The sequence below is a fragment of the Niabella sp. CPT15-335-S11 genome (genome assembly GCF_058792415.1).
Map to the genome: position 1 here is coordinate 1,038,492 of NZ_JBYTEI010000001.1, position 24,769 is coordinate 1,063,260.

The 24,769-nt window shown below is 47.0% G+C and carries 18 protein-coding genes; 15 read left to right on the forward strand and 3 right to left on the reverse strand.

Annotation, left to right across the window (positions count from 1 at the left end; all coding sequences use genetic code 11):
- The first annotated feature begins 4 nt into the window (after positions 1-4).
- The 9 genes from AC3WS5_RS04115 to AC3WS5_RS04155 all read left to right on the forward strand — a co-directional run bounded on the left by AC3WS5_RS04115 (position 5) and on the right by AC3WS5_RS04155 (position 14,617).
- A complete protein-coding gene (locus tag AC3WS5_RS04115; protein WP_492465966.1) occupies positions 5-1,765 on the forward strand; it encodes a RagB/SusD family nutrient uptake outer membrane protein in 1,761 nt (586 codons plus the stop codon).
- Positions 1,766-1,849: 84 nt separating this feature from the next.
- Positions 1,850-2,818: an IPT/TIG domain-containing protein gene (locus AC3WS5_RS04120; protein ID WP_492465968.1), complete on the forward strand. Its 969-nt coding sequence runs from the start codon at positions 1,850-1,852 to the stop codon at positions 2,816-2,818.
- A gap of 326 nt (positions 2,819-3,144) precedes the next feature.
- The gene (locus AC3WS5_RS04125) at positions 3,145-4,119 is read left to right on the forward strand and encodes a hypothetical protein (RefSeq protein ID WP_492465970.1); all 975 of its coding nucleotides are present in this window, start codon (positions 3,145-3,147) and stop codon (positions 4,117-4,119) included.
- Between the two features lie 128 nt (positions 4,120-4,247).
- The gene (locus AC3WS5_RS04130) at positions 4,248-4,502 is read left to right on the forward strand and encodes a hypothetical protein (RefSeq protein WP_492465971.1); all 255 of its coding nucleotides are present in this window, start codon (positions 4,248-4,250) and stop codon (positions 4,500-4,502) included.
- 58 nt (positions 4,503-4,560) lie between these two features.
- Positions 4,561-5,649, forward strand: a complete 1,089-nt coding sequence (locus AC3WS5_RS04135; RefSeq protein WP_492465972.1) for a hypothetical protein — start codon at positions 4,561-4,563, stop codon at positions 5,647-5,649.
- Positions 5,650-5,714: 65 nt separating this feature from the next.
- On the forward strand, positions 5,715-7,778 hold the full coding sequence (locus AC3WS5_RS04140; RefSeq protein ID WP_492465973.1) for a sialate O-acetylesterase: 2,064 nt from the start codon (positions 5,715-5,717) through the stop codon (positions 7,776-7,778).
- A gap of 20 nt (positions 7,779-7,798) precedes the next feature.
- Positions 7,799-10,195 (forward strand): alpha-L-rhamnosidase-related protein, encoded by a 2,397-nt coding sequence (locus tag AC3WS5_RS04145; protein WP_492465974.1) that lies wholly within the window; start codon positions 7,799-7,801, stop codon positions 10,193-10,195.
- Between the two features lie 1,268 nt (positions 10,196-11,463).
- The gene (locus tag AC3WS5_RS04150; RefSeq protein WP_492466467.1) at positions 11,464-12,957 is read left to right on the forward strand and encodes a phytoene desaturase family protein; all 1,494 of its coding nucleotides are present in this window, start codon (positions 11,464-11,466) and stop codon (positions 12,955-12,957) included.
- Positions 12,958-12,970: 13 nt separating this feature from the next.
- Positions 12,971-14,617 (forward strand): C45 family autoproteolytic acyltransferase/hydrolase, encoded by a 1,647-nt coding sequence (locus AC3WS5_RS04155; protein WP_492465975.1) that lies wholly within the window; start codon positions 12,971-12,973, stop codon positions 14,615-14,617.
- A 125-nt stretch (positions 14,618-14,742) separates the two neighbouring features.
- Here the strand turns inward: AC3WS5_RS04155 and AC3WS5_RS04160 are convergent, their stop codons facing one another.
- The 3 genes from AC3WS5_RS04160 to AC3WS5_RS04170 all read right to left on the reverse strand — a co-directional run bounded on the left by AC3WS5_RS04160 (position 14,743) and on the right by AC3WS5_RS04170 (position 17,034).
- Positions 14,743-15,459: a response regulator transcription factor gene (locus AC3WS5_RS04160; RefSeq protein ID WP_492465976.1), complete on the reverse strand. Its 717-nt coding sequence runs from the start codon at positions 15,457-15,459 to the stop codon at positions 14,743-14,745.
- A complete protein-coding gene (locus AC3WS5_RS04165; protein WP_492465977.1) occupies positions 15,460-16,452 on the reverse strand; it encodes a sensor histidine kinase in 993 nt (330 codons plus the stop codon).
- A gap of 81 nt (positions 16,453-16,533) precedes the next feature.
- A complete protein-coding gene (locus AC3WS5_RS04170; protein ID WP_492465978.1) occupies positions 16,534-17,034 on the reverse strand; it encodes a gliding motility lipoprotein GldH in 501 nt (166 codons plus the stop codon).
- A 327-nt stretch (positions 17,035-17,361) separates the two neighbouring features.
- Between AC3WS5_RS04170 and AC3WS5_RS04175 the strand changes: the two genes are divergently transcribed.
- The 6 genes from AC3WS5_RS04175 (at position 17,362) to infB (ending at position 24,761) form a co-directional block, all read left to right on the forward strand.
- On the forward strand, positions 17,362-17,769 hold the full coding sequence (locus tag AC3WS5_RS04175) for a cobalamin B12-binding domain-containing protein (protein WP_492465979.1): 408 nt from the start codon (positions 17,362-17,364) through the stop codon (positions 17,767-17,769).
- Positions 17,770-18,132: 363 nt separating this feature from the next.
- The gene (locus tag AC3WS5_RS04180; RefSeq protein WP_492465980.1) at positions 18,133-18,912 is read left to right on the forward strand and encodes an enoyl-CoA hydratase/isomerase family protein; all 780 of its coding nucleotides are present in this window, start codon (positions 18,133-18,135) and stop codon (positions 18,910-18,912) included.
- 100 nt (positions 18,913-19,012) lie between these two features.
- Positions 19,013-19,678: a DUF2461 domain-containing protein gene (locus tag AC3WS5_RS04185; protein WP_492465981.1), complete on the forward strand. Its 666-nt coding sequence runs from the start codon at positions 19,013-19,015 to the stop codon at positions 19,676-19,678.
- A gap of 375 nt (positions 19,679-20,053) precedes the next feature.
- Positions 20,054-20,524, forward strand: a complete 471-nt coding sequence (locus AC3WS5_RS04190) for an LSm family protein (protein ID WP_492465983.1) — start codon at positions 20,054-20,056, stop codon at positions 20,522-20,524.
- A 41-nt stretch (positions 20,525-20,565) separates the two neighbouring features.
- Positions 20,566-21,813 carry a transcription termination factor NusA gene (gene nusA, locus AC3WS5_RS04195; protein ID WP_492465985.1) on the forward strand — a complete coding sequence of 416 codons (1,248 nt, stop codon included), beginning with the start codon at positions 20,566-20,568 and terminating at the stop codon, positions 21,811-21,813.
- A 77-nt stretch (positions 21,814-21,890) separates the two neighbouring features.
- Positions 21,891-24,761 (forward strand): translation initiation factor IF-2, encoded by a 2,871-nt coding sequence (gene infB, locus AC3WS5_RS04200; protein ID WP_492465986.1) that lies wholly within the window; start codon positions 21,891-21,893, stop codon positions 24,759-24,761.
- Positions 24,762-24,769: the final 8 nt, after the last annotated feature.

Sequence of the window (24,769 nt, forward strand, 5' to 3'; positions counted from 1 at the left end):
CGAAATGAAAAAAATAACGCTTTATATATTATTAATCGCAGCGATACTGATTGGTGGATGTAAAAAAGATCCGCTGGATCTAATGCCGGATGGCCGTATCACCATTGACCAGGTTTTTACCGATGAAATGATGGCAGCGGAATACGTGAATACGATCTATGCCAATATGCAGCACTATGGTACTGCATATGATTACTGGACCATGCTGGCGGGCTACTCTGATGAGGCGCATGACAATGATTTTCCCCAGGATATGGGACGCGCACCGTCGCGTTGGTACAGCGGGGAATTACGACCGAATTGGAACCCCATGGATATTCCCGCTTCAGTTGGTGCTTATAATCCAGCCACAAACGGCTACTATTATCGCAATGGATGGAAGGGAATCCGGCAGACGAACGTGTTTCTCGCGAATATCGATAAGACCGTATTTACAAATCCTACGATAAAGGCTCGGTTAATTGCAGAAGTGAAAACATTGCGGGCCTTCTATTATCTGGAACTGATTAAAATGTATGGCGGCATGCCTGTGGTGGATAAACCCTTTACCAGTGATTTTAAATTTGAAAACCTGCCACGGCAAACGTTTAAGGAGTGTGTTGATTTTATCAAGCAAAACTGCGACGAAGCCATCGCAGAAACAAATTTTCCCTGGCGCATTACGACGGAACCGGAAAGGGGACGATTTACCAAAGCGGTAGCGCATGCCGTTCGTTCACAGGCGCTTCTGTTCAGTGCCAGTCCTTTATGGAATCCTGAAGGGGATGCGGGCAGGTGGACGTTGGCAGCAAATAATATGAAGCAATCGCTGGAAGCGCTTACTAATGCGGGGTACCAGTTATATCCTCAGTACGAAGCCTATTTTTATGGCCGCTCCGATCTGAGTCCCAGCCCGGGCGATAAAGAAACGATTTACGAGATAAAGACGTTTAATGGTACACCGGAGTTCAGTCACCTCATGTTCCGTATGCATGCCATTCCCACATTGGGTGGTGATAAAGCTGGATGTAGTCCCTCGCAGGAGCTGGTGGATGCTTACGAGATGTCCGACGGACAGATTCCGATACTCGGTTACCAGGATGAGGATCATCTGAAACCCATTATCAATTCGGCATCCGGCTATGACGAAAAACATCCTTATGCAAATCGGGATCCCCGTTTTTATGCATCGGTATGGTACAATGATGCGTACTATGGTGACGTGAATGGCAAACCTTATCGCATTCAGTCTTATGTCGGAGGGGCCGATGGTATTTCGAGTCTTATGCAACGGACGCATAATGGATATTATCTGCGAAAGTTCCGAAACCCGAAACAACTCGACCCCAATACTGGTACTGCGTTGTTTAAGAAATACCGGCTGGGTGAAATTTACCTGAACTATGCCGAAGCGGCCAATGAAGCTGCCGGCCCTACTAGTGATGTTTACAATGCAATAAATACAATAAGAGCCCGGGCAGGTATGCCGCAACTGCCCGGTGGGTTAACCAAGGAAGAAATGCGGGAGCGCATTCGCAGGGAGCGCCGAGTAGAAATGTCCTTTGAAGAACAACGGATCTGGGATGTGCGGCGCTGGAAGATCCTGGGGCAAACCGATAAACTAACCACCGGCATTGAATGGACAAAAACGGGAGAGGGGCAGTTTACCGGAAAGCGGATTGTTGCGGGAAGAAGAAAAAGCTGGGCCGATAATTACCTGATCATCCCGATTCCAACAAGTGAATTGACACTGATGCCCCGGTGGGAACAAAACCCCGGATGGTAGAAACGGGATGCAGTACAGTAATGCGGCATCCATTCAGAACTATAAGGATGCCATTGTTTATGAATCACTTTTGAAACAAACTTTATGTCTATTAAAAATTATATGATAGCAGGTGTGCTGGTCCTACTGTCCGGAATAGCCGGATCATGCAAAAAGGATGATAACAAACTGCCGGTTAACAACGCACCCATTCCACGGATATTAAAATTTGTACCTGAAAATGCAGGTCCGGGAGATGTACTGATCATTAAAGGGATGAATTTTTCTTCAGACCCCGAAAAGAATATTGTGCGCTTTAACCAGACGGTTGTTGCGGTACAGTCGGTAAGTGATACCACAATTACGGTTGTGGTTCCAGCGTTGACGGTAAAATCGGTCGGGGTAACCGTAAGAAGCAATGGCAAGATCTCCAATAAAAAGAATCTGAACCTGGTTCAGATCAAAAGGTATCAGGATGACTTCAACCGTGGTAATGTAAGCCTGGTAGATAACTCCGTTGTGCCCAATCCTATTGGCGCCTATTGGACCATTGTAACCGGCCGGTTTGCACTGGAAAATAACCAGCTGGCAACGCATGCGGGAGGCCAGGAAAGCTATATGCTCTATCGGGCTCCGGAAGTAGAGATGAAAGCAGGTAATGATAACTTCTTCAAATTCTCAGCTTCGGTTACCGTTTCCGGAGGCGGCTCTTTTGGCGGGGTAATCTTTAATGCACAGGCCGATAACAAACGCTTTTATCTCTTAAGAACTGCCGGGAAGCTGGTTCAGTTGCTGAAAACAGGTAGCAACGGATTGGGAGATTGGGCTGCCATCATGATCAATGCGAATTTTGATGGGTTTGCAGATAATAAAAAATACCGGGTAGATATATCCTCTTCCACGGCCGGAAAGATTACTATCAAAATTTCGGATCCTGATAGCAACGGGGTGATGTTGGATCGTACGGTCGACGATCCAAATCCCTACATAGGAGGTGTTCCCGGTTTTTACTATTTTGGATTGGCCAACCCTGTAAATATCTATTTTGATGATTTCTCGCTTGAATTGCAATAGAGTAAACGATGCGGCCTCAAAAGTATGCTTCTCATCATCACGCTTAGAAGGCTATTGGAATAGTTCGTGCATCTAAAGATTATGAATAATTAATCGATGCAGATTCGTGAGGAGAATTGGTGGAAGAACAGGCTCCCCGTTATGCGATCAAGGTAACGGGAGCCTCAATCACAATATTGTCATGCTGAGTGTGGTCGAAGCATTCCTGCGATTTGTTGCAGTCCAGAAATTGATGGAGCGTCTATATGCAAAGGAAACAGTATTGAAAATTGCATAGTAAAATTTTCCGGAGTATCGGGCGATCATAAAAACAAAATAATATGCTGATGAAATCTTCTCTTTTAATTTGGGGCTGCATCATATGGACGGCCTGTGGTAGCAAAGCAACCACGGTTAATGACTCCGGAACGAACGGCGGAAATGCTAATGAAGTTTCGTTATTTACGGATAATAATTTTGAAACCGGATTGTATTTAAAAGGCGATGTAAGCGGAGCCCCATCCGCAGGTGAGTCCTTATATCCTTTTGGTAAAAAGGGAACCAAACCTGCCTGGGAACTGGCAGAATGGACTAGTAAATATTTATTGCACCAAAATGAGCTGACGGACCAAAACGGGGTAAAATTGTATGAAAACCCGGGAAAGCTGCTCTCATTCGTGCGCGAAGGCAATACCACAAAGATCCGTATGGATGTAAGGGCTTCTGCGGAGTATGATCACCCTCGCAAAAACGGAGAAGCCTGGCCACATTTATTACTGGAACAAGCTTTTACAGTAAAGCCTTTTTTGAAGTATGTAGATAAACTAACGTTGAGTTTTGAAGGGCGTCTGGTGCAGTGCACTTCGCAAATGCCGGCCGGCAGTTTCGATCCGAGTTTGCATACTGCCCAATTCCAGCTGTTTATTACACTGCAAAACCTCAACACGCAGTCTCCAAGCTACGGGGAACTTGTATGGTTCGGAGTACCTTTTTATGACTACCGGTACCGGCAACAGCAAGTTTACGCCGCACAGGATGTTGGGAAAGGTGATGCCACCGGTATGTTTATATACAGCATTGGTACCACCGATTATATGCAGGGGAGTTTTCATGATGGCAACTGGTTGAAGGTCGAAAAGGATCTGAAGCCGTTTATGGTTAAAGCGATAAATCTTGCAAAAGAACGGGGCTACCTGAAAGGCTCTACCCTTGATGATATCCGTATCAGCGGTATGAATATTGGTTGGGAAGTGCCGGGGACTTTTGATGCCGGATTTGAGTTTAAAGGATTTGATCTGAAGTACCTTTCTTTAAAAAACTAAAACGAAACTTAAGGTGATCCGGTGATTTAGGGCATCAGGTCATAAGCGCCGGCACTTCGATCAGTTTAATAAATGGTTGTGCGATGAATAAAACCGGTATGGTTGTTCCGCGAATACTGCATCCCTTAATGCAAACAATCTGCGGCGGTCAAAACAACAGGGTCACTCGAGCCGGAAGCCATCTAGTAAAGGACAGCGTCATCCACATTGGTGAAATCGCATCCTTTATAGGTCAGCGCTTTTTTAAAGTAGAGACTACCGCGCAGAATCTGTTTAAGGCTATAGAGAATATAGACGATGGAATGTCAACCAATCCTTCAGACTACCGAGTTACAATGGCCCGGATTCTTTTTGAATTTCCGAACTATGTAGCCAGTGGATAAAATACTTTGAGCGCAAATATATCAAGGCTGAAGGCTTTTATGCTTAAAGAAGAATAACATGAGCTGTATACATACAAAACGCTTTTTATTAATAGCACTCTTTGCGGTGGGCTCGATTTTTCCAGCGGTATCGAGGGGTATGATGGGGAACGAATGGCGAACATATGTGTTGCCGGGTCTATGGGCTTCTATTTACAAGGCCTACACGAAAACAGATACGATAACTCCAACAGGAAATGATAAAAAACAGCAGCCTAGGAAGGAGCTAATCCGTGACGCCCGGTTTGATCAGGGATTTTCCCTTTCGCCCCTAACACCGGGAGCTGTGGTGGCAGCGGGCGGGTTTGATAAAGCCAGCAGGGGCGATTATTATTTTGAAAAAAAAGATAAAAAACCGGTATGGGAATTTTGTCAGTGGGCCAGTAAACATTCATTGGAGGGAGCGAAACCCAAAAGAAATCCAGACAATAGTATCGAATACCGGAATGCTGCCAAACGCATCATGCGTTACCGGGACGGAACATTGCATATCGGTGTTACCACCAGCAAGGAAGATACGAAGCCCCGGGGAGAGGGGGGCGCCTTTACTGGCTTTTTAATACAACAGGATTTTCCGGATTTGCCGAATATCGGCAACGCGAAACACCTTTATTTTTCCGTAGAGATAAAGATTGTAAAATGTGTGCAAAAGATGACGGCGCAGACGTATAACCCTGCTCTTCATACAGCTCAAACCCCTATGTATTTTATTTTAAAAAACAAGAACCCTCGGTCTGCAGATTATAATTGTGCCATCTGGCTTGGTGTGCAATCATATGACTACCGGTATCCGAAGATGCGTCACACAGAGGAAGTCAGTTTTGATAAGGATACACATATGTATGTTTATAACATACCACAAACTGATATCTGGGGGAAAGATATAACCTTTCATGATCATCAATGGCATGGGGTGCGGGTCGATCTGTTGCCTTCCATATGGCGGGCTGTGAAAACCTTACAAGCAAAGGGGGTTTTCCTGAAATCAGGTCTTGCAGACCTGGTACTGGAGGGGATGAATTTCGGTTGGGAGTGCCCGGGTACATTCGATGTAGCCCTAGAAATAAGAGGATTAAGCCTGAAATTAGTGGACGAAAGTGTAAAATAGTACGCACATTTTTTTCCTTAATGTCTGACCGGATAAGTATAGAAAATACGATTTAAAATGTAGCTATGAAAATGAGTATAGCCGTATGCGGGGTGTTTGCCTGTTTTTGGGGATGGTCTACTCCAATGAAAGCACAAGTCAGTTGGGAGCAGCTATCGGGCGTCTGGGACATATCCGGCAACCGGATACTTCCGTCTAGGGGAAAAGCATCATTGTTTGCGATTGCTTATACGAACTCCGGAAAGGAGACCGTTTGGGAATCATTATCGGTGAATTTTCAGCTTGGGGACCGTGTTTTAGGAAACACGATGGGCATTATGCTGAATATTAAATCCGGGGACGACTACCAATTGTTAAGAATAACGCCTGATGCAGTACGTTGCGTTGTTCAGCTGCTGCACTGGAAATACGGATACTTTAGACTGTGGCAGGAAATCATCCTACCCGGAAAGCTGAATAGAGGACAGTTGTACACGGTTTCCATTGTAAAGGCGCCTGCAGTAGACCCGGAAGATTGGAGGCCCTGGAAAATCATCATCCGGGAAAATGCAACAGGAACGGTCTTGCTGAAACAGGGCGTGTCCAATGATATGCCGGCGTTTGGATTGGGAAAGGTGGGGCTGTATACGACCACACCGGCCATTGTGTTTTCAAACTTCCGGTTGGAGCTTCAGCATTCGGAACAAAAAGATCATGCGCTTTTACTGCCATCGGTATTTTCGGATGGAATGGTGCTCCAGCATTCCCGCGTAAACCCCGTTTGGGGCAGGACCGCCTCGGAAACTGACGTGGAAATTCATTTGGCGGGAATGCACCTCAGGACCCGGTCGGAAAAGAATGGTAAATGGATGCTCCACCTTCCGGCTCTGGCGGTAAATGATAGTCTGAATATGACGATTATTTCAAAAAAAGATACGATCCGGATCCGGAATATTGCAGTGGGTGAGGTTTGGCTGGCTTCGGGACAATCGAATATGGAAATGCGGACCTGGCAAAGCGATGTATCAAAAACCATCACGCAACAAAACAGGGATCCCCAATTACGGGTGTTTAAGCAACCTCAATGGCCTTCGGAGGATCCGGTATTTTCGTCCGGCGGAGCCTGGATCCAGGCAGATTCTGCAAGTATGATGGGATGGTCCGCAGTAGTCAGCAGTTTTGGAAACAACTTGAGAAAAACATTGCATGTACCCGTGGGTATAATTTGTGCCTATTTGGGAGGAACCGCGGTTGAAAGCTGGTTCCCAAGGGAAGTGCTGGCAACGGACCCGGTTACAGCTCCAATTTTGAAACGGTACTATGCTTCATTGGTTGATCTGAGGAACGGACGTCCTGTAGAAACTCACTTCCCATGGAGTTGGGACGTAGCGGAACAAAGCCATACTCCGGGCAATTTGTACAACGGTATGATCGTCCCGCTGATACCTTATTCTATTAAAGGGGTGCTCTGGTACCAGGGCGAATCCAATACACAAAAAGCGCGGCAATATGAGCACTTGTTTCCTATGCTCATCGATACATGGCGGGTGCAATGGAATAATCCCAGGCTGCATTTTTTATATGTACAGCTTGCCGGGTACGACGGCAAACAATCCGCCTCAGATATTGAGTCGGCCTGGCCGCAGCTAAGGGATATACAAAGGCGCGTATTAAATAAGAGGAAGTATACAGGTATGGCCGTAGCCTTTCATCTGGGAGATTCGCTGGATATACACCCTTACCGGAAAAACGAAATCGGACTAAGGCTGGCAAGCTTGGCACTGCATGATGCCTACGGCTTTCAAAAGATCATCAGCCGGGGGCCCTTGCCAGAGGAGACCTTGTTTAAAAATGGCCGCGCAACGATCCGGTTCCGGGAAACGGCGGCTGGATTAACAATGGGCAATGGCAAACCCTTATCAGGGTTTACCATTGCCGGTGAGGACCAGGTTTTTTACCCTGCCGTGGCCGTTATCTCACAAGACAAAAAAAGCCTGACAGTATCATCGGGCAAGGTTGCGGATCCCGTAGCCGTCCGCTATGGCTGGGCTAATTATTCATCGGAAGCAAACCTCATAAACAGTGCCGGGTTGCCGGCTTCGCCCTTTCGGACAGACAACTGGAAGCTATCAACCGATGATACATTATAAAATATAAAACTCAAACGGTGATGAATATCTGGAAGTTTTTGATTCTTTTTCTAGTTTATAGTAACAGTTCTTATGCACAAAATAATCATGCGCATAAAGCCTCTGCGCAATGGCAGCAACATCAATGGAATGCACACTGGATAACCGTTCACCAGGAAGCAGGCTCCAAATATGATTATGGGATTCATCGCTTCCGGAAAAAATTCAGTATGGGCGTTATACCCGAAACCTTTGTGATCAACCTGTCAGCAGATCCCCGGTATGAATTTTTTGTAAATGGCACACGCGTTTGCCGCGGACCGGCCCGGGGAAGCCTGTATAATTGGTACTATGAAACCATCGATATTGCTCCGTTTCTGAAAAAGGGAACTAACCTGATCGCTGCTACTGTATGGAATTACGGAGAATGGTCGCCGGGTGCACAGATATCCCTGTATACGGGTTTTATTGTACAGGGCGAGACAGAACGCGAAGCCGTTGCCAATACTGATCACGCATGGAAAGTATATACTGACCGCTCCCTTAGTCCCTCATTGGGATACCTGCAGGATGTGGGCCCGGGTGACATCATTAAGGGCGAAGCGTATCCCTGGAATTGGAACCGCGCAGACTTTGACGATACACAATGGAAAAGTGCAACGGTAAAAGAAAGAGGACAACCCGCAGGAACCGGAACCCAATACCTACGGGCATTAACACCTAGGCCCATCCCGCTGATGGAAGAGAGGATGGAAGGTCCTATGAAAGTACGCCGTAGTGAGGGAGTGAATCTAAAGGGTGATTTTATATCTGGTCAGGAGGCCCTGAAAATTCCACCGCATTCAAGAGTATCAATACTGCTTGACCAGGAATATCTTACCAATGCATATCCTGCATTATCCGTAAGCAAGGGTGCGCAGTCTAAAATTGCAGTTACGTATTCGGAAGCGATGTACAAGGATGCCCGCAATAAGGGGAACCGAGATGAAATAGACGGGAAACACATTAATGGGTTTGTGGATATTTTTTATCCCGAGGGGGGGGTTAACCGTGTCTACGGCCCTTTATGGTTCCGTACGTTCCGGTATATTCAGCTGGATATTGAAACAAGAGAGCAGGAGCTGGTTTTGAATTCCTTTGACCGGGAATTTACCGGATATCCCTTTAAAGAAAAGGGAAGCTTTGCTTCTAATAATCCTGTGCTGCAGGATATATGGAAGGCTGGTTGGCGTACAGCACGGCTTTGCGCGGGGGAGGCATATTATGATTGCCCTTACTACGAGCAGCTTCAATATACAGGAGATACACGTATACAGGCATTGATTTCGTTATATGTAAGCGGCGATGACCGGTTGGTTCGGAAGGCGATCACAGACCTCGCTTCCTCCATAACCCCCGAAGGAATTTTGTTGAGCAGGTACCCGGCAAGATACAACCAGGTGATTCCACCCTTCTCTCTTTATTGGATCAATATGCTGCATGATTACTGGATGCATTGCAATGATGAGACATTCGTTGCTTCATACTTGCCGGTGTTAAAAAGTATATTGAATTGGTTTGAGCATAAAGTAGATACCCAAACGGGTTTGCTAGGACCTTTGCCGCACTGGAATTTTGTAGACTGGCCGGAGGAGTGGCCATGGAACGACCGGATGCCACTTGGGGGTGTACCTCCCGGAGCTATAAAGGGTGGTTCTTCCATTCTGAGCCTGCAACTGGCTTATGCGCTTGGAGAAGCCGTGGTACTCCTCGAGCATTTTAATGAAACGACGCTGGCTTCCAGATACAAAAAACTGAAACAGTCAATTGGTGAAGCAGCGATGAAACGCTGCTTTGATCCACAACGGGGATTAATGGCAGATGATATTGAACATAGCAGTTACAGTCAGCACTCGTCGATTATGGCCATTCTTTCCGACGCCATAAGCAAGGAACAACAACAACAGGTATTTGAAAAATTAAATACAGATCCTTCCCTGGTTCAGGCCACGGTTTATTACCGCTTTTATCTATTCCGGGCGATGAAAAAAGTGGGATTGGCAGATCAGTATATCAATAGTCTCGATATATGGAAGACGATGCTGAAGAACGGGCTGACCACGTTTGCAGAGCAACCGGAACCTTCCCGCTCCGATTGTCATGCATGGAGTGCCAGTCCTAATTATGATTTGCTGGCAACGGTTTGTGGTATTGCACCCGCCGCCCCGGGTTTCAAAAAAGTAAGGATTGCACCCCACCTGGGATCGTTAAAATGGGTGAAAGCAACCATGCCGCATGAGAACGGAGAGATCAGCGTTTCCTTTGAACAGGAAGGGGCGTGGTTGAAGGGGACTATTATACTTCCTTCCAATCTGCAGGGGGTGTTTGAATATAAAGGGATCTTCAGAAGGCTGACACCGGGTGTCAATAAAGTGGACATTGAAGACGCGCCAAAGTAAGTGAACCCATACAGCTTCATAGGCGGTGTCTGCTGTTCTTTTACGTAAAGACCGGTTATTATTTTAATAAATTTTTTCAGGATCGTCCGTCTAAATTATAGAGAATAGAACAGTTCCTTTAGGGTTGGGCAAAAATGGTTAAGTTTGAGTTACTCGACTTAAACAAAAACCACGAGTGAAGATGTGTCTTACATCTGGAGCAACGCCCGCACCGTCTAGATGTCGTCCTTCCCGGCCGTGACTTACTTTCAAAATGTTTTGTATCTTAAATCCGGATAGCCCTGACTGATATTGCCAAAAATATTATCGCTATTGAGCAGGAAACAGATGGTTTACAAAACGAGATTATTGCATAATGAAAGAGGAATAAATCAAAGAACTATTTACCCGATTTGAAGCAGCGGCTTCTGAATTTGAGGGAGTAGACTGCTGGAGTGCCAGAGAACTACAACACTTATTGGGTTATTCAAAATGGGAAAATTTTCAAAAAGTAATTGACAAGGCGAAAGACTCTTGTCAGAATGCAGGAGAAGAAATTTTCGATCATTTTCCTGACGTCAGGGAAACGATACCCATGCCCAAGGGCGCAGAAAGAAAATTTTAAAAGACACCAGGAAAAAGAAAAAATGATTTCGGCAACCGCTGAAATAAAATGCAAAATCACAGGCTTGGACTGGGTGCCATAGTAATTTCACGGTATAGGTCCGTTTATTTCCTGCGTGGAGGAGAAGTTGCTGCTTGTCCTTTATCTTAGGAACAAGCGCAGCGAGTTTGGTTTTTGTCTGGGGCCCGAACCGGATTTGTCCGTCAGTTATTTTTGGTAAAAGCCGAAGTTCTACCTCACGCTTCTTAAATGCTTTTTAAACGCTTTCTAAAAAGTTTTTAAATGCTTTGCTTGAAACCTTAACCATTTAGTCATCTTTAGTCAAGTTGTAGTCGTCTTAAATATATAAATATATAATAATCAAGGACGTATAAAATAAATATCAGAAAAATAATCTTTATATTCTGTCAACAAAATGGAGTGAAATAAATGCCCATTGTTAATAGAAATGTTGAGATAAAATGACTGACAAGGCCCTAAGTAAATGACAATCAATTAATTGATATCGACAAAACGAGATGAAATAAATGGCTAAAAGCCTATGCCGGTCATAGGCAGTTTACCAAAACAGACAGGAATTTGTCCCTCCTTCCCATCTCCCCGTTTCTCAACTTATTCGCATCTTTGCGCCGGACTAAATTTCAAAAACAACCCTTTGTTTGACGTGGTGATTATAGGTAGCGGCCTGGGCGGCCTGCTTTGCGGGAACTTCCTGAGCAGGGAAGGAATGCGCGTCTGCGTGCTGGAGAAAAACCGGCAGACGGGCGGAAACCTCCAGACCTTTGCCCGCGATAAACAAGTGTTCGATACCGGCGTCCATTATATCGGGGGGCTAAATAAGGGTGAGACCCTCTACCAGATCTTTCAATACGCCGGGATCCTCGACAAACTGAAGATGCAGAAAATGGATGAACTCTTCGACGGCATCCTCATCGAAAACGATGAAAAAACTTACTGGATCTCGCAGGGATACGACTCATTTATCCACAACCTGACCAGCGCCTTCCCCGAAGAACAACAGGCCATCGAAAACTATTGCCGCACCATACAGGAAACCTGCTGCCATTTCCCTTTATACCATTTAAGGCCGGATAGCGCGCCGGCGGAAAAGTTTATTGCCATGGGACTGAGCGCCCGGGAAGTGATTGCCTCCTTCACCCAAAACATCAGGCTCCGGGAAGTGCTGGCAGGAAATAATTTATTGTACGCCGGGGTGGGTGATAAAACACCCTTTCACGTACACGCGCTGATCCAGAACAGCTATATTGAAAGCTGCTGGAAACTACCCGAAGGAGGCTCGCAAATCGCACGGCTGTTGGCAGCTTCGATCAGAAAAGCAGGCGGCAAAGTCATTACCCGCACCGCAGTGCGAAAGATCGTCGAGAAGGACGGAATGGTAACCCACCTGGAAACGGAACAGGGCGAGATTATCCGGGGCCGGAACTTTATTTCCAATATCAGCCCGGCCACTACCCTGAACCTTATATCGTCACCTTTGTTAAAAGAAACGTATCGAAAGCGGATCACGGAACTGGAACAGACAGTCTCCTGTTTTTCGCTTTACCTGGTGCTGAAAGAAACAATGGTACCGTATCAAAACCGGAATTACTATTACCAAAAAGAGGGGAGGGTCTGGGATCAGCAGGATTATACGGACGACAACTGGCCGTTAGGCTATGGCCTCTATTTCACGGAAGACAGGCGGCACCCGGGATTTGCCTCGGCCGTTTCCGTCCTGGCGCTGATGAAGTTCGGGGATGTGGAAACCTGGGCGGAAACCCATAACAGAGCGGGTTTTGAAGCACCACGCGGTGAAGATTATGAGCAGTTCAAACAAAGAAAATCTGACAAGCTGATCAAATTAGTGGAAGAGCGGTTCCCGGAAATTACATCACAGATCCGGTCGGTGTATGCCGCAACACCGCTGACCAACCGCGATTATATCGGGATGGATGGAGGGCCGATCTACGGGATTCAAAAGGACTTTCGCGATCCACTGAAGACGATGATCAGTACCCGAACCAGGATCCCGAATTTATTTCTGACAGGTCAAAACCTAAACCTGCACGGTATCCTGGGGACCTCGCTGAGCGCGATACAGACCTGCACACAATTATTGAATGATGATAGCTTAATCGACAAAATACGGCATGCATAAAAAAGGAAGATTTTTGAGAAGGCTGCTGAGGGTACTGGCGGTGATATTTTTATTGCTCGCGGCACTTGTGGGCTATGTGGTCTGGGCGTCTAAGGTCAGCCCGCCAAACATTAGGGATGAGAGTAGCCTGCAGTTGCAAAGGCAGCAACCTGACTCAGGTCTGTATGCCATCAACGGCAACTGGTTCCGGAAATCCAACTCAGGTCTGTATGAATTATTTGTAGAAGGTAAGCCGTTTGAACGGGGTGTTATTGCAGGTAAGCTATCCGGCGAGCTGGTGAAAGAACAGGAGGATTACTTCAGCGAAGCCATCAACAAGATCATACCTTCCAGTTTCTACCGCCATTTTCTGAAATATTTTATCGGGTTTTTTAACCGGAGTCTCCCGGATTATGTACTGCCCGAATATAAAGACGAAATTTACGGGATGTCGTTCTCGGCCTCCGACAACTATGGGTATATTGGCAGCAAGTACCAGCGCATCCTCAATTATCACTCGGCCCACGACATTGGTCACGCCCTGCAGAACATGATGCTGGTGGGATGTACATCGTTTGGCACCTGGGGTGCGGCGTCTGCAGACAGCTCCCTGATCATCGGACGAAATTTTGATTTTTATGTGGGAGATGATTTCGCGAAAAACAAGATCATTGAATTTGTAAGCCCGGCAGCAGGGTATAAATTCATGAGTGTGACCTGGGGCGGTTTTATTGGTGTGGTTTCGGGGATGAATGAAAAGGGACTGACAGTTACCATTAACGCGGCGAAGAGTGATATTCCCACAGGTGCTGCTACGCCGGTATCACTGGTAGCGCGCGAGATCGTACAGTATGCCGGGAATATCAGCGAAGCAGTAGCTATTGCCAAAAAAAGAAAGATGTTTGTCTCGGAATCTTTCCTGGTAGGCTCCGCAGCGGACAATAAGGCCGTGCTGATTGAAAAGACCCCCGACTCAGTTGCCGTCTATGATCCGAATAGTAATGAAATCCTTTGTACTAATCACTTTCAAAGTAAAGAATTCAGGAATACCACGAAGAATGCGGAGCAGATGAAACAAAGCGCCTCGCTGTACCGGTATGAGCGGCTGCAACAGTTGCTGGCGGAGAAGGGACAAAATACGGTGGAAAAGACCATCGGGGTATTGCGCGATTACAGGGGATTGAATAATGCCGATATCGGGCTCGGCAACGAGAAAGCGGTGAACCAGTTTATTGCCCACCATGCGATCGTGTTTGAACCACAGAAACGGCTGGTCTGGGTATCCACATCGCCCTGGCAAATGGGGCAGTTTATCTGTTACGACCTGAACAAGGTATTTGCGTTGGAAGGAATGAAAAAAAACCAGGAAATTAACGAGGTTTCGCAAACAGTCCCGGCAGACAGTTTTATTTATACAATGCCGTTTCAGCGGTTTGAACAATACCGGAAAAATGTGCAGCGTGCGGCGGATGGCGTGGCAGTTCAGGCTGACAGCCTCGTGGCCGAGAACCCCGCGTATTACAATAGTTATGTAGTTGCTGCCCATTCCCTTTATCAGCGTAAGGAATACAGCAAAGCACTGGCCATGTATCAAAAGGCCCTCACACTTGAAATTGCAACAGAAGGAGAGAGAAAAAAAATCAGAGAGATGATCTTAAAATGTCAGCAGGCAATGAAGTGAGTTGGGCAGTTGGTCTGAACCTCCTTTTGCTTTATAGTCTGGAACTTGTCTCTTCATTTATCACTAAATGGTGATACTTACGGGGCAGTCAGGCGGGCCTGTTGATTTGCGGGGTCTTTCCGTCTTTATTCGCTGTATTTATAGCCCACGCCCCTCACGGAGTGAAAGTACCTCGGATTGCGGCTGTCTTCTTCGAAATATTTTCTGAAACTCAGGATGAAGTTATCAATGGTGCGGGTAGTGGGATACACGTTATATCCCCATACTGCTTGCAGTATTTTTTCGCGGGGCACTACTTCATTCTTATTTTCAATAAGAAGCTTCAGTAACATGGCTTCTTTCTTACTGAGCTGGATCTTACCCCTGGTGCGGGTTATCGCTTCCTGAGCTTTGAAATCGATGATATTATCACCAAAAGTATAAGAATTGCCCATGCTGACTTTATCCTGTATCCTCAGGTTTTTTTCTATAAGCTTCCCGATCCGGATCAGTAATTCCTCCAGGTTAAAAGGTTTGGTCAGATAATCATCCGCGCCTTTTTTCAAACCTAAAACCCTGTCGGCGCTGGTATTCTTCGCGCTCAGCATCAGAATGGGTACCTCATTATTCCGTATCCGGATAGTCTCGGCGACAGAAATCCCATCCATCTCAGGGAGCATCACGTCCAGGATGATGAGATTAAAATATTCACCGTTTACGGCGTCAACGGCTTCAATGCCGTTGTACGCTGACGTCACCTCATATCCTTCCAGTTCCAGATTTAGTTTCAGTGCCTCGTGAAGGTTCTCTTCGTCCTCCACCAACAGTATATTTGCCCGGCTTTCCTTCACCTGCCTTTTCATTTACTTTTTAAACTCAACAACAAAAATACTTCCCTTTGGTTGATTGTCTGTCACCGAAATGTCAGCATGATGATCTTTCGCGATCCGGTAACAGAGGTAGAGCCCCAGGCCACTTCCCTGTTTTTTTCGCGTGGCTTCATTTCCCACGCGGTAAAACTTTCTGAAAATTTTTTTCTTTTCTGCATCCGGTACGCCCGGCCCTTCGTCCATCACTTTCAAAATAATACCGGAGCTTCTTTTTTCCAGCCGAACGTTAATCTGGCTTTCTTTGTCGGTATATTTTATAGCGTTCTCCAGCAAATTATTGACCAGTATCTGAAGCAGCAGAGGATCCCCGTTAACTTCCCCGTCCTCATCAATTTCTCCGTTCAGCGACCTGTCGGGAAATCGACTCCTGAATTCCGAAAGCCGGTCCCTTAATAATAGTGAGAAGTCGATCTCCTCCCGGTTAATTTTGTAACCTCTTGTCTCCAATTGGGAAGAGACAAGGATATTGTTGGTTAGAAAATCAAGCCTTTTAGTCTCGTCCAGCGTCATCTGGATAATTTTTAATCGCTTGTCAGGATCCAGTTCATATTTCAACATGGTCTCCAGGTTGAGCCTGGCCACTGCAATGGGTGTTTTCAGTTCGTGGGTAACAGCCATCATAAAGTTTTGTTGCTGTTGCTGCAATACGATCTGCCTGCGCAGTAAACGAAACAGAAATACAGCTCCCACCAGGATCAGCCCAAGAAAAACAATGCCTTCGCCCGAATATTTCACGCGGTTTGTTTTGAATGCTGATCTGGCTTTTGCCAGTTCAGATTTATACAGCGAGGAATCGGAACTTTGTTGCAGTCTTAATTCTGCCTGATGTAATTTATAGGCGTACATGTCATCATTCTGCTCCCTCAATGAAATAAACCACCATACCAGTGCGGCAACAATGTAGGTTAATAATAACCAAAAAATAACATACGTGATTCGGGACCTGGATTTTCGTTTCAATCGCATGATGAAAGTTAAGGCTTTATCAGGTAAAAACTGTCATGCCTGGCTTAATAGATACCGTCAATGTGTACTAAGAACCCGAGATCAGGGCACGATACCGTCTTTAATGCGAGGTACAAGAGCTATTCCAGCATTAAGTACGTAGGGGAGGGGATCATCGTTCATGTCCGACCTGAGGATAAAGCGGTAGCTGCCCGGTTTCAGCACCAGCGGGTGGTTGACCGGCATCCGGTGGTCATACAGGTCTTCCATTTTGTCGCCCGACCAGCTGCCGTCTGCTTTAACAAGTGGTGCGTTTAGAAACAACGCCGCTAGTGGGTTCCCGACGGAATCCAGGACCTTTAGGTGCGTAAGTATATGGGTATAGGGGTATTTCTGGCTGTGCCTGAAAATAAAAAACAGATCGTATTCTGCGCTGTCTCTGACCTCGATCCGGAACCGTACCGGCTGATTTTTATACCAGGTGTGCCGGGGGATATTTACCACTTTTTCTGTTACGGTCACCTGTTTACAGGACACTAACCATGCGAGGCACAAAAAAAACAGGATGAATCTGGAATACTGCACGCGATTGATTTGCTGCAAATGTAGGATTTAGCGGCTTATCCTGCCGAAGACCGTGTCCGTCGGATAGATAGCATATTCAGCGGGTAGCGTAACTTTTTGACAATCCCTGAAACCGCCCAAAGCCGGCATCGCGAAGAAAAAGAGTCAGGTCCCGGGTGTTTGTGAAGACCGCGGTTTTGGGTAAATGGCGCGAACCCGTGATGGTAACTGCCTTTTGGGAAACGGGCCTGCATCGTATCCCGGGCCGGTTCCATTTAACGGAGGTAAGGGAACATGATTAAATACATATGTCAGCGAAAGAATATTTCAATGAAGAAACGGTTAAATTTGCAGCCAAAACTGTATATGAACAGACCTGTCAGAGTTTTAATTTCCAAGGTAGGGCTGGATGGTCATGACCGGGGAGCCAAGGTAATCGCAACGGCCCTTCGGGATGCCGGTATGGAAGTGATCTATACCGGCCTCCGGCAGACCCCAGAGATGGTGGTCAATGCAGCCTTGCAGGAAGATGTGGATGTGATCGGCATCAGCATTTTGAGTGGTGCCCATATGACTGTATTTCCAAAAGTGATAGAGCTGATGAAGGCAAAAAATATGGATGATGTGCTGTTAATTGGAGGTGGTATAATCCCGGGGGAGGATGCCCAAAAGCTGTTGGATATGGGGGTTGGCAGGATCTTTATTCCGGGAACCTATACGCAGGACATTGATGTCTATATCAAGGATTGGGTGTCCCATAATAGGATCGCCTGATCTTGTTAAAAAATTTCTACATCCGGTGATAATAACGATCTTATCTTGGTTTTTTTTCACGACGAAAACGAGTGTTTTGCCTTGCCGGGTTTACGGCCTGGATTAACTAGCTTGCTGTATACAAAGCTTCGCTACAAATTATTGCCGGAATTCGTAATCCATAATTCACAATTGACCATTCGTAATTGAATCGCGTAATTCGTCGCTGAACATTGGTAGCTGGAAGAATTGGAAATGATGAAGACGGGCTCTCTAAATAAAGCCCTTTTCTTCAAAAATCATTCGTAATTCGTAATCCGTAATTCGCAATTGACCATTCGTAATTGAATCGCGTAATTCTTTAGATTTGCGAAAAGCAGCAAAATGAATGACGCTCTCATTATTTCCCAAACAAAGAATCAGATTCGGATACTTACGGTAAACCGCCCCGATAAACTGAACGCATTGAACAGCGACGTGATGGAAGCCCTCAATACGGCCATCGACGACGCGATAGGCGATCCGCAGATTCGTTCGATAATTATTACCGGTGCTGGCGAAAAGGCTTTCATCGCAGGCGCTGATATCGGCGGTTTTGGGGGATTGACCGCGGACGAGGGCGCCAAACTATCCAGAAAAGGACAAACACTGTTTCTGAAAATTGAAGGGTCGCCCAAACCTATTGTAGCAGCTGTTAACGGATTTGCCCTCGGAGGTGGCTGTGAACTGGCACTGGCCTGTCATTTCAGGGTGGCCAGTGAAAAAGCGAAGTTCGGCCAGCCGGAAGTCAACCTGGGCCTGATCCCCGGCTACGGCGGCACTCAGCGGCTTACACGGCTCATTGGCAAAGGAAGGGCCATCGAAATGATGATTACCGGTAATATGATCGATGCGGTCACCGCCTTCAATTACGGATTGGTCAATCATGTGGTGCCGCCCGGTTCACTGATTCCAATGACACTGTCGATCCTCGAGCTGGTCACCACGAAAGCTCCCCTGGCGGTCAAAGGCTGCCTGGATGCGGTGAACCTGGCCACTGAACCTGGTCGTGAAGGCTATCATTTTGAAGCAGAAACATTTGGGAAGCTGATCGTCACCGCAGACGCAAAAGAAGGTATCGCCGCCTTTCTCGAAAAAAGAAAGCCGGTTTTTAACGGATCCTGAATTTGTAAAATGTTCCGGTCAGCAATCTGTTGAACAACAACCAGCCATCCTCTGAAGATACAAAAACTTTCCCGAATCATAAAATCTGATTTTCATCCCCATGTTAAAAGCTTCCACCCTCCAATTCCTCAGCGAACTCAGGAAAAACAACGAAAGAAACTGGTTTGAGGCCCACCGGAATAACTATGAAAACGCCCGTCAGGATTTTACAAACTTTATTCAGGGTCTTATTCAGGAGTTTGGAAAATCAGAACCTGTTTTTGCACCCATTCAGGCCAAGAACTGCCTTTTCCGCATCAACCGGGATATTCGTTTTTCAAAAGACAAGAGTCCGTACAAGACGAATTTCGGCGCTTATATCAATCCCGAAGGGAAAAAATCGATAAAGGCCGGATACTATTTTCATTGCGAACCGGGTGGAAGCTACACCGGTGGTGGACTGTGGATGCCGGAACCAGGGGTGCTCGCAAATATCAGGCAGGAAATAGATTATAATCTGCCTTCGTTTGAAAAAATCATCAAAGCCAGACCGTTCCGGGAGATCTACGGAAATTTATCAGCCGAAGACGGCCAGCTCCTGACAAGGGTCCCCAAGGGATACGAACCCGACAATCCCGCCGCAGAGTACCTGAAATTCAAGAGTTTTGTTGCGCTGACCCCTGTTTCCGATGATGAGCTGAGATCACCCGGGCTCACAAAAAAAGCACTCAAAGCATTTCTTGCCCTCAGGCCCCTGATCGGTTTCCTCAACGAAGGAATTGAATAAAGCAGATTCGCTGACCCCTGTTTCCGATGAAGAGCTGACATCGCCCCGGCTCACAAAAAAAGCACTCAAAGCATTTCTTACCCTCAGGCCTTTGGTTGGTTTCCTCAACAAAGGACTCGAATAAAATAAGTTTGCTGACCCCTGTTCAGCGGTCCCGGGACGGTGGTAATGTCGGTAGCCAAACAAAAAGCTAACCCAGAAAGAAGGAAAATGATTCCTTCGCGGCCCCTCGGGCGGAGGTCCCGCGCTATGGCAGTTAAACCGCACTTATTAAATTCGTATTAAAAAAATTGTTTTTTGAGCGAAAATTACTAGTTTTGCACCAGAAATTGAGAAAGGGGGAACGGAAGGCGTTCCCTTCTTTTATATAGGTATATGAACAAAGAAGAAATGATAGCTGCAGTTCAGCAGGAGGTCGCCGGACTTTTGAGCGCACGTCCGGATCTTTTTCTGGTGGATGTCAAGGTCAAACCCACGAATAACCTGAAAGTATTTATTGATGGGGACCAGGGGGTAGGTATAGACGATTTGGCAGGGTATAATCGTTCTTTATACAGGAGGATTGAAGAATTGGGATGGTTTCCCGATGGCGATTTTTCACTGGAGCTATCCTCGCCGGGGTTGGATGAGCCTTTGAAACTCCACCGCCAGTACCTGCGCAATATCGGGCGCTGGCTGGAAGTGATCCTGGCAGACGGCCAAAAGGTTGAAGGAAAGCTGTTAACCGTTGAAGATGAGGGGGTAGGATTGGAGGAGACTATCGGCAAAGGAAAAAAGTTGGAAATCAGACAACATCATATATTATTCGAAAATATTAAAACAACAAAAATTCAAATCAGATTCTGAAACAGTGTCAGCACTGCGACAAAAGATAAACTGTACTTCATATGGCAAGTATTAATTTAATTGAAGCATTCCAGGATTTTAAAGACGCGGAAAATATAGACCGCCCCACCCTGATGAAAGTGGTGGAGGATGTGTTTAAAACACTCCTCCGGAAGAAATATGGCAGTGACGAAAATTTTGACGTTATCGTAAATGCGGAAAAGGGTGACCTGGAAATTGTACGACATAGGATCATCGTTGACGACGGCGCCGTAGAAGATCCACTTGCCCAGGTTGAATATTCGGAAGCTGCAAAGCTGGAGCCCGATTATGAAGTAGGCGAAGAATTGTATGAAGAAGTGGACCTGATCGATTTCGGACGCAGGGCTATTCTGGCTGCCAAACAAACCCTGGCAAGCCGTATCAGCGACCTGAAAAAGAACTTCCTCGCCAAAAAATACGAAGACCGGGTGGGCGAAATAGTCAGCGCCGAAGTTTACCAGGTCTGGCACAAAGAGATCCTGCTGCTGGATGAGGAGGGCAATGAGCTGATCCTGCCCAAAAGCGAACAGATCCCGCAGGATTATTTCAAAAAAGGTGAAAACATCCGGGCGGTAGTAACCCGCGTGGATCTTAAAAATAACAATCCGGTAATCATCTTGTCCAGAACTTCGCCTGAGTTTCTGGCCAAATTGCTCGAAATTGAAGTTCCTGAAATATTCGATGGTCTCATTGTCATCAAAAAGATCGTCAGGGAACCGGGTGAGAGAGCCAAGGTGGCTGTGGAGTCCTATGACGACCGGATTGATCCGGTTGGCGCCTGTGTGGGCATGAAGGGAAGCCGTATCCATGGCATCGTAAGAGAACTCAGGAATGAAAATATTGATGTTATCAACTGGACGACCAACACGCAGTTGCTCATCCAGCGTTCACTTACGCCGGCTAAAATCAGCAGCATGAGTCTTGATACAGAAAACAAACATGCCAGTATTTTCCTGAAACCCGACCAGGTGTCACTCGCCATCGGGAAACGTGGGGTAAATATTAAACTTGCCTCAGAGCTGACGGGATACGAACTGGATGTTTATCGCGACACTGACGGCGACGAAGAAGAGTTTGATGTGGATCTGGAAGAGTTTGCAGATGAGATCGACGAGTGGGTAATCGATTCCCTGAAGAATGTGGGTTGCGATACCGCACGCAGTGTTCTGCGAATAGCCCCTGAAGAACTGGAAAAACGAGCCGATCTGGAAAAAGAGACGGTGAATGAAGTGAGGCGGATCCTCCAGGAAGAACTGGACCGGGAATAACGCCGCCGCCGGACAGCTAGCAGGCAACAGGATTAAAAATAATTCCGTATTATGCGGAATTGGAGAGAATATTATTTATGTCAGAAATAAAACTTCCGAGATTATTACAGGCAGCCAAGGAATTTAACATTGGTCAGGAGACCCTTGTGGACTTTTTGGTAAGTAAGGGATTTTCAAGAGATGATCTGAAACCCTCTTCCAAGTTGACTGAACCAATGTACCATTCTTTGCACCAGGGATTTCAAGGTGATAAAGCCGCCAAGGTCAAAAGCGATCAGGTGGATCTTCCCAAAGGTCTGGGCGCGGATGCGAAGAAAAGAAAGGAAGATGAGGAGATTACGTTCCGTAAAGAAGAAAAACCCGCTGCCAAACCTGAGGCTGAAAAGGAAGCAAAGAAAGAGCCGCAACCCGATGAGGTAACGCCCGCTCCTCGCGAGACGCCGGTTGCTGAAGAAACGCCGCAGCCCGCACCTGCTCAGGAAGAAAGCTCCGCACCTGAATCGCCGGAAGAACCCGTTGATCTCAAGATTGACGCCCCTGAGATCGAAGGGCCGAAAGTACTCGACAGGATCGACTTGTCGTCTATCGATTCCTCCACAAGACCTAAGAAATCAGCTAAGAAAGAGGCCCAGGCTGAAGCACCAGCAGCCCAGGCAGAGCCCGAACAAGCCCCGGCGCCAGTGAAAGAAGAAAAAAAGGAAGAACCAAAAGTTGCTCCTCCTGCCGAAGAACCCGCGGAAGCGGAGCCTGAACTCCTGAAAATATATGCTGAAAAACTGGAGGGTCCCAAGATTCTGGGGAAAATACAGCTACCTGTGGAAAACGGAACCAGGCCAAAAAGAGAAGAAAAAAGGAAAAGAAAACGTATCCCTATCGAGACAAAAGAAGTGAAACCCGATCCGGCAGCAAGACGCACCGGCACTGGCCACGGCGGCAGTGGCGGCGGAGGAAGTCACAGGCCTGGCGATCAGCGCGGTGGAAAGTTCCGCGATCGTAAACGCCCGCACAGGGAGGATAAACAAATCGACGAAAAAGCGATCCAGGAGAAGATCCGCGAAACCCAGGCTAAGCTTAGCGGAGCAGGTGGCGGAAGACAAAAAGCCATGAAAGCCAAAGCCAGGAGAGACAAACGACATGAAGCCGCGGAAGCAATGAACGAAGAAGCCCAGGACAATAAATTACAGGTGACGGAATTCATTAGTGTGAGTGAACTGGCCAATATGATGGACGTGAGTTTCACCGATGTTATCAGCAAATGTATGAGCCTTGGTATCATGGTGTCTATCAACCAGCGGCTGGACGCCGAAGTGATTGAACTGGTGGCCGGGGAATTTGGGTTCGATGTGGAATTCATCGATATGAAAACCCAAATGGAAATGGAGCACGATGAAGAGGAAGAAGATGAGGATGATGGTGAAAGAGTTCCTCGCAGCCCTATTGTAACGATTATGGGTCACGTGGATCACGGTAAGACTTCACTGCTAGACTATATCCGGAACGCGAATGTAGTGGCAGGTGAGGCCGGGGGTATCACACAACATATCGGCGCGTACAGGGTCCAGGTGGAAGGTGGTAAAGAAATTACTTTCCTGGATACGCCGGGCCACGAAGCCTTTACTGCTATGCGTGCCAGGGGTGCCAAGGTGACCGATATAGCCGTGATCGTGATTGCGGCGGACGATGCAGTGATGCCACAGACCAGGGAAGCGATCAGTCACGCCCAGGCAGCAGGCGTACCTATGATTTTCGCGATCAACAAGATCGACAAAGACGGCGCCAATCCACAAAAAATATATGAACAGCTTTCACAGATGAATATCCTGGTGGAAGAATGGGGCGGTAAATACCAGAGCCAGGAGCTTTCAGCCAAACAAGGTTTGAACGTAGATAAATTGCTCGAGAAAATCCTGCTGGAAGCAGAATTGCTGGATCTCAAAGCCAACCCGAACCGCGAAGCAACCGGAACGATCATTGAGGCTTCCCTGGATAAGGGCCGCGGATACGTAGCCACCCTCCTGGTGGAAAACGGAACCCTGCATCATGGTGATATTATCGTGAGCGGCCAATATTACGGACGAGTAAAAGCCATGTTCAATGAAAGAAACAAGAGACAGGAGACCGCAGGCCCCTCGGATCCGGCACTGGTACTTGGACTGAATGGCGCACCGCAGGCCGGTGAGAAATTCAGGGTTTATGCGGACGAGGCTGAAGCCAAGGAAATCGCGAACAGGCGGGCACAGATACTCAGGGAGCAAGGTATGCGCGCTAAAAAACATATTACGCTGGATGAGATCGGTCGCAGGCTGGCACTGGGTAACTTTAAGGAACTCAACGTGATCATCAAGGGCGATGTGGACGGTTCAGTTGAGGCGTTGAGCGACTCCCTCCAGAAACTTTCTACCGAAGAGATCCTGGTGAACGTGATTCACAAGGGTGTGGGACAGATCAACGAAAGTGATATCGTTCTGGCAGAAGCATCCGATGCAATCGTGATAGCCTTTAATGTAAGGCCGTCCACGCAGGCCTCCCGGCTGGCAGACAGCGCAGGCATCGAGATCAAGATGTATTCAATCATCTACACGGCTATCGATGAGGTGAAAAGTGCCATGGAAGGCATGCTTGAACCAGGCGTTCGTGAAAAGATCGTGGCGAATGTGGAAGTCAGGGATGTATTCCGGTTTGATAAGGCCGTGGTGGCAGGCTGTTACGTGCTCGACGGCAAGATCAAGAGAGATTCGAAAGTGCGCCTGATCCGGGATGGTATCGTTATTTTCCCTACCCAGGAAGGAGCTGTCGGCGAACTGGCATCCCTGAAACGGTTTAAAGATGATGTTAAAGAAGTGCAGGCAGGAATGGAATGCGGTCTGACCATTAAGAATTATAGCGATGTGAAGAAGGGCGACGTGGTGGAAGCCTACGAGCTTGAAGAAGTAAAGAGAACCCTGTAACAGGCTGG

Excerpts from the sequence above, each read along its gene's own strand:
- AC3WS5_RS04115 (WP_492465966.1), top strand. The coding sequence starts at position 5 with ATGAAAAAAATAACGCTTTATATATTATTAATCGCAGCGATACTGATT.
- AC3WS5_RS04120 (WP_492465968.1), top strand. The coding sequence starts at position 1,850 with ATGTCTATTAAAAATTATATGATAGCAGGTGTGCTGGTCCTACTGTCC.
- AC3WS5_RS04125 (WP_492465970.1), top strand. The coding sequence starts at position 3,145 with ATGAAATCTTCTCTTTTAATTTGGGGCTGCATCATATGGACGGCCTGT.
- AC3WS5_RS04130 (WP_492465971.1), top strand. The coding sequence starts at position 4,248 with ATGCAAACAATCTGCGGCGGTCAAAACAACAGGGTCACTCGAGCCGGA.
- AC3WS5_RS04135 (WP_492465972.1), top strand. The coding sequence starts at position 4,561 with ATGAGCTGTATACATACAAAACGCTTTTTATTAATAGCACTCTTTGCG.
- AC3WS5_RS04140 (WP_492465973.1), top strand. The coding sequence starts at position 5,715 with ATGAAAATGAGTATAGCCGTATGCGGGGTGTTTGCCTGTTTTTGGGGA.
- AC3WS5_RS04145 (WP_492465974.1), top strand. The coding sequence starts at position 7,799 with ATGAATATCTGGAAGTTTTTGATTCTTTTTCTAGTTTATAGTAACAGT.
- AC3WS5_RS04160 (WP_492465976.1), bottom strand. The coding sequence starts at position 15,459 with ATGAAAAGGCAGGTGAAGGAAAGCCGGGCAAATATACTGTTGGTGGAG.
- AC3WS5_RS04165 (WP_492465977.1), bottom strand. The coding sequence starts at position 16,452 with ATGCGATTGAAACGAAAATCCAGGTCCCGAATCACGTATGTTATTTTT.
- AC3WS5_RS04175 (WP_492465979.1), top strand. The coding sequence starts at position 17,362 with ATGAACAGACCTGTCAGAGTTTTAATTTCCAAGGTAGGGCTGGATGGT.
- AC3WS5_RS04180 (WP_492465980.1), top strand. The coding sequence starts at position 18,133 with ATGAATGACGCTCTCATTATTTCCCAAACAAAGAATCAGATTCGGATA.
- AC3WS5_RS04185 (WP_492465981.1), top strand. The coding sequence starts at position 19,013 with ATGTTAAAAGCTTCCACCCTCCAATTCCTCAGCGAACTCAGGAAAAAC.
- AC3WS5_RS04190 (WP_492465983.1), top strand. The coding sequence starts at position 20,054 with ATGAACAAAGAAGAAATGATAGCTGCAGTTCAGCAGGAGGTCGCCGGA.
- nusA (WP_492465985.1), top strand. The coding sequence starts at position 20,566 with ATGGCAAGTATTAATTTAATTGAAGCATTCCAGGATTTTAAAGACGCG.
- infB (WP_492465986.1), top strand. The coding sequence starts at position 21,891 with ATGTCAGAAATAAAACTTCCGAGATTATTACAGGCAGCCAAGGAATTT.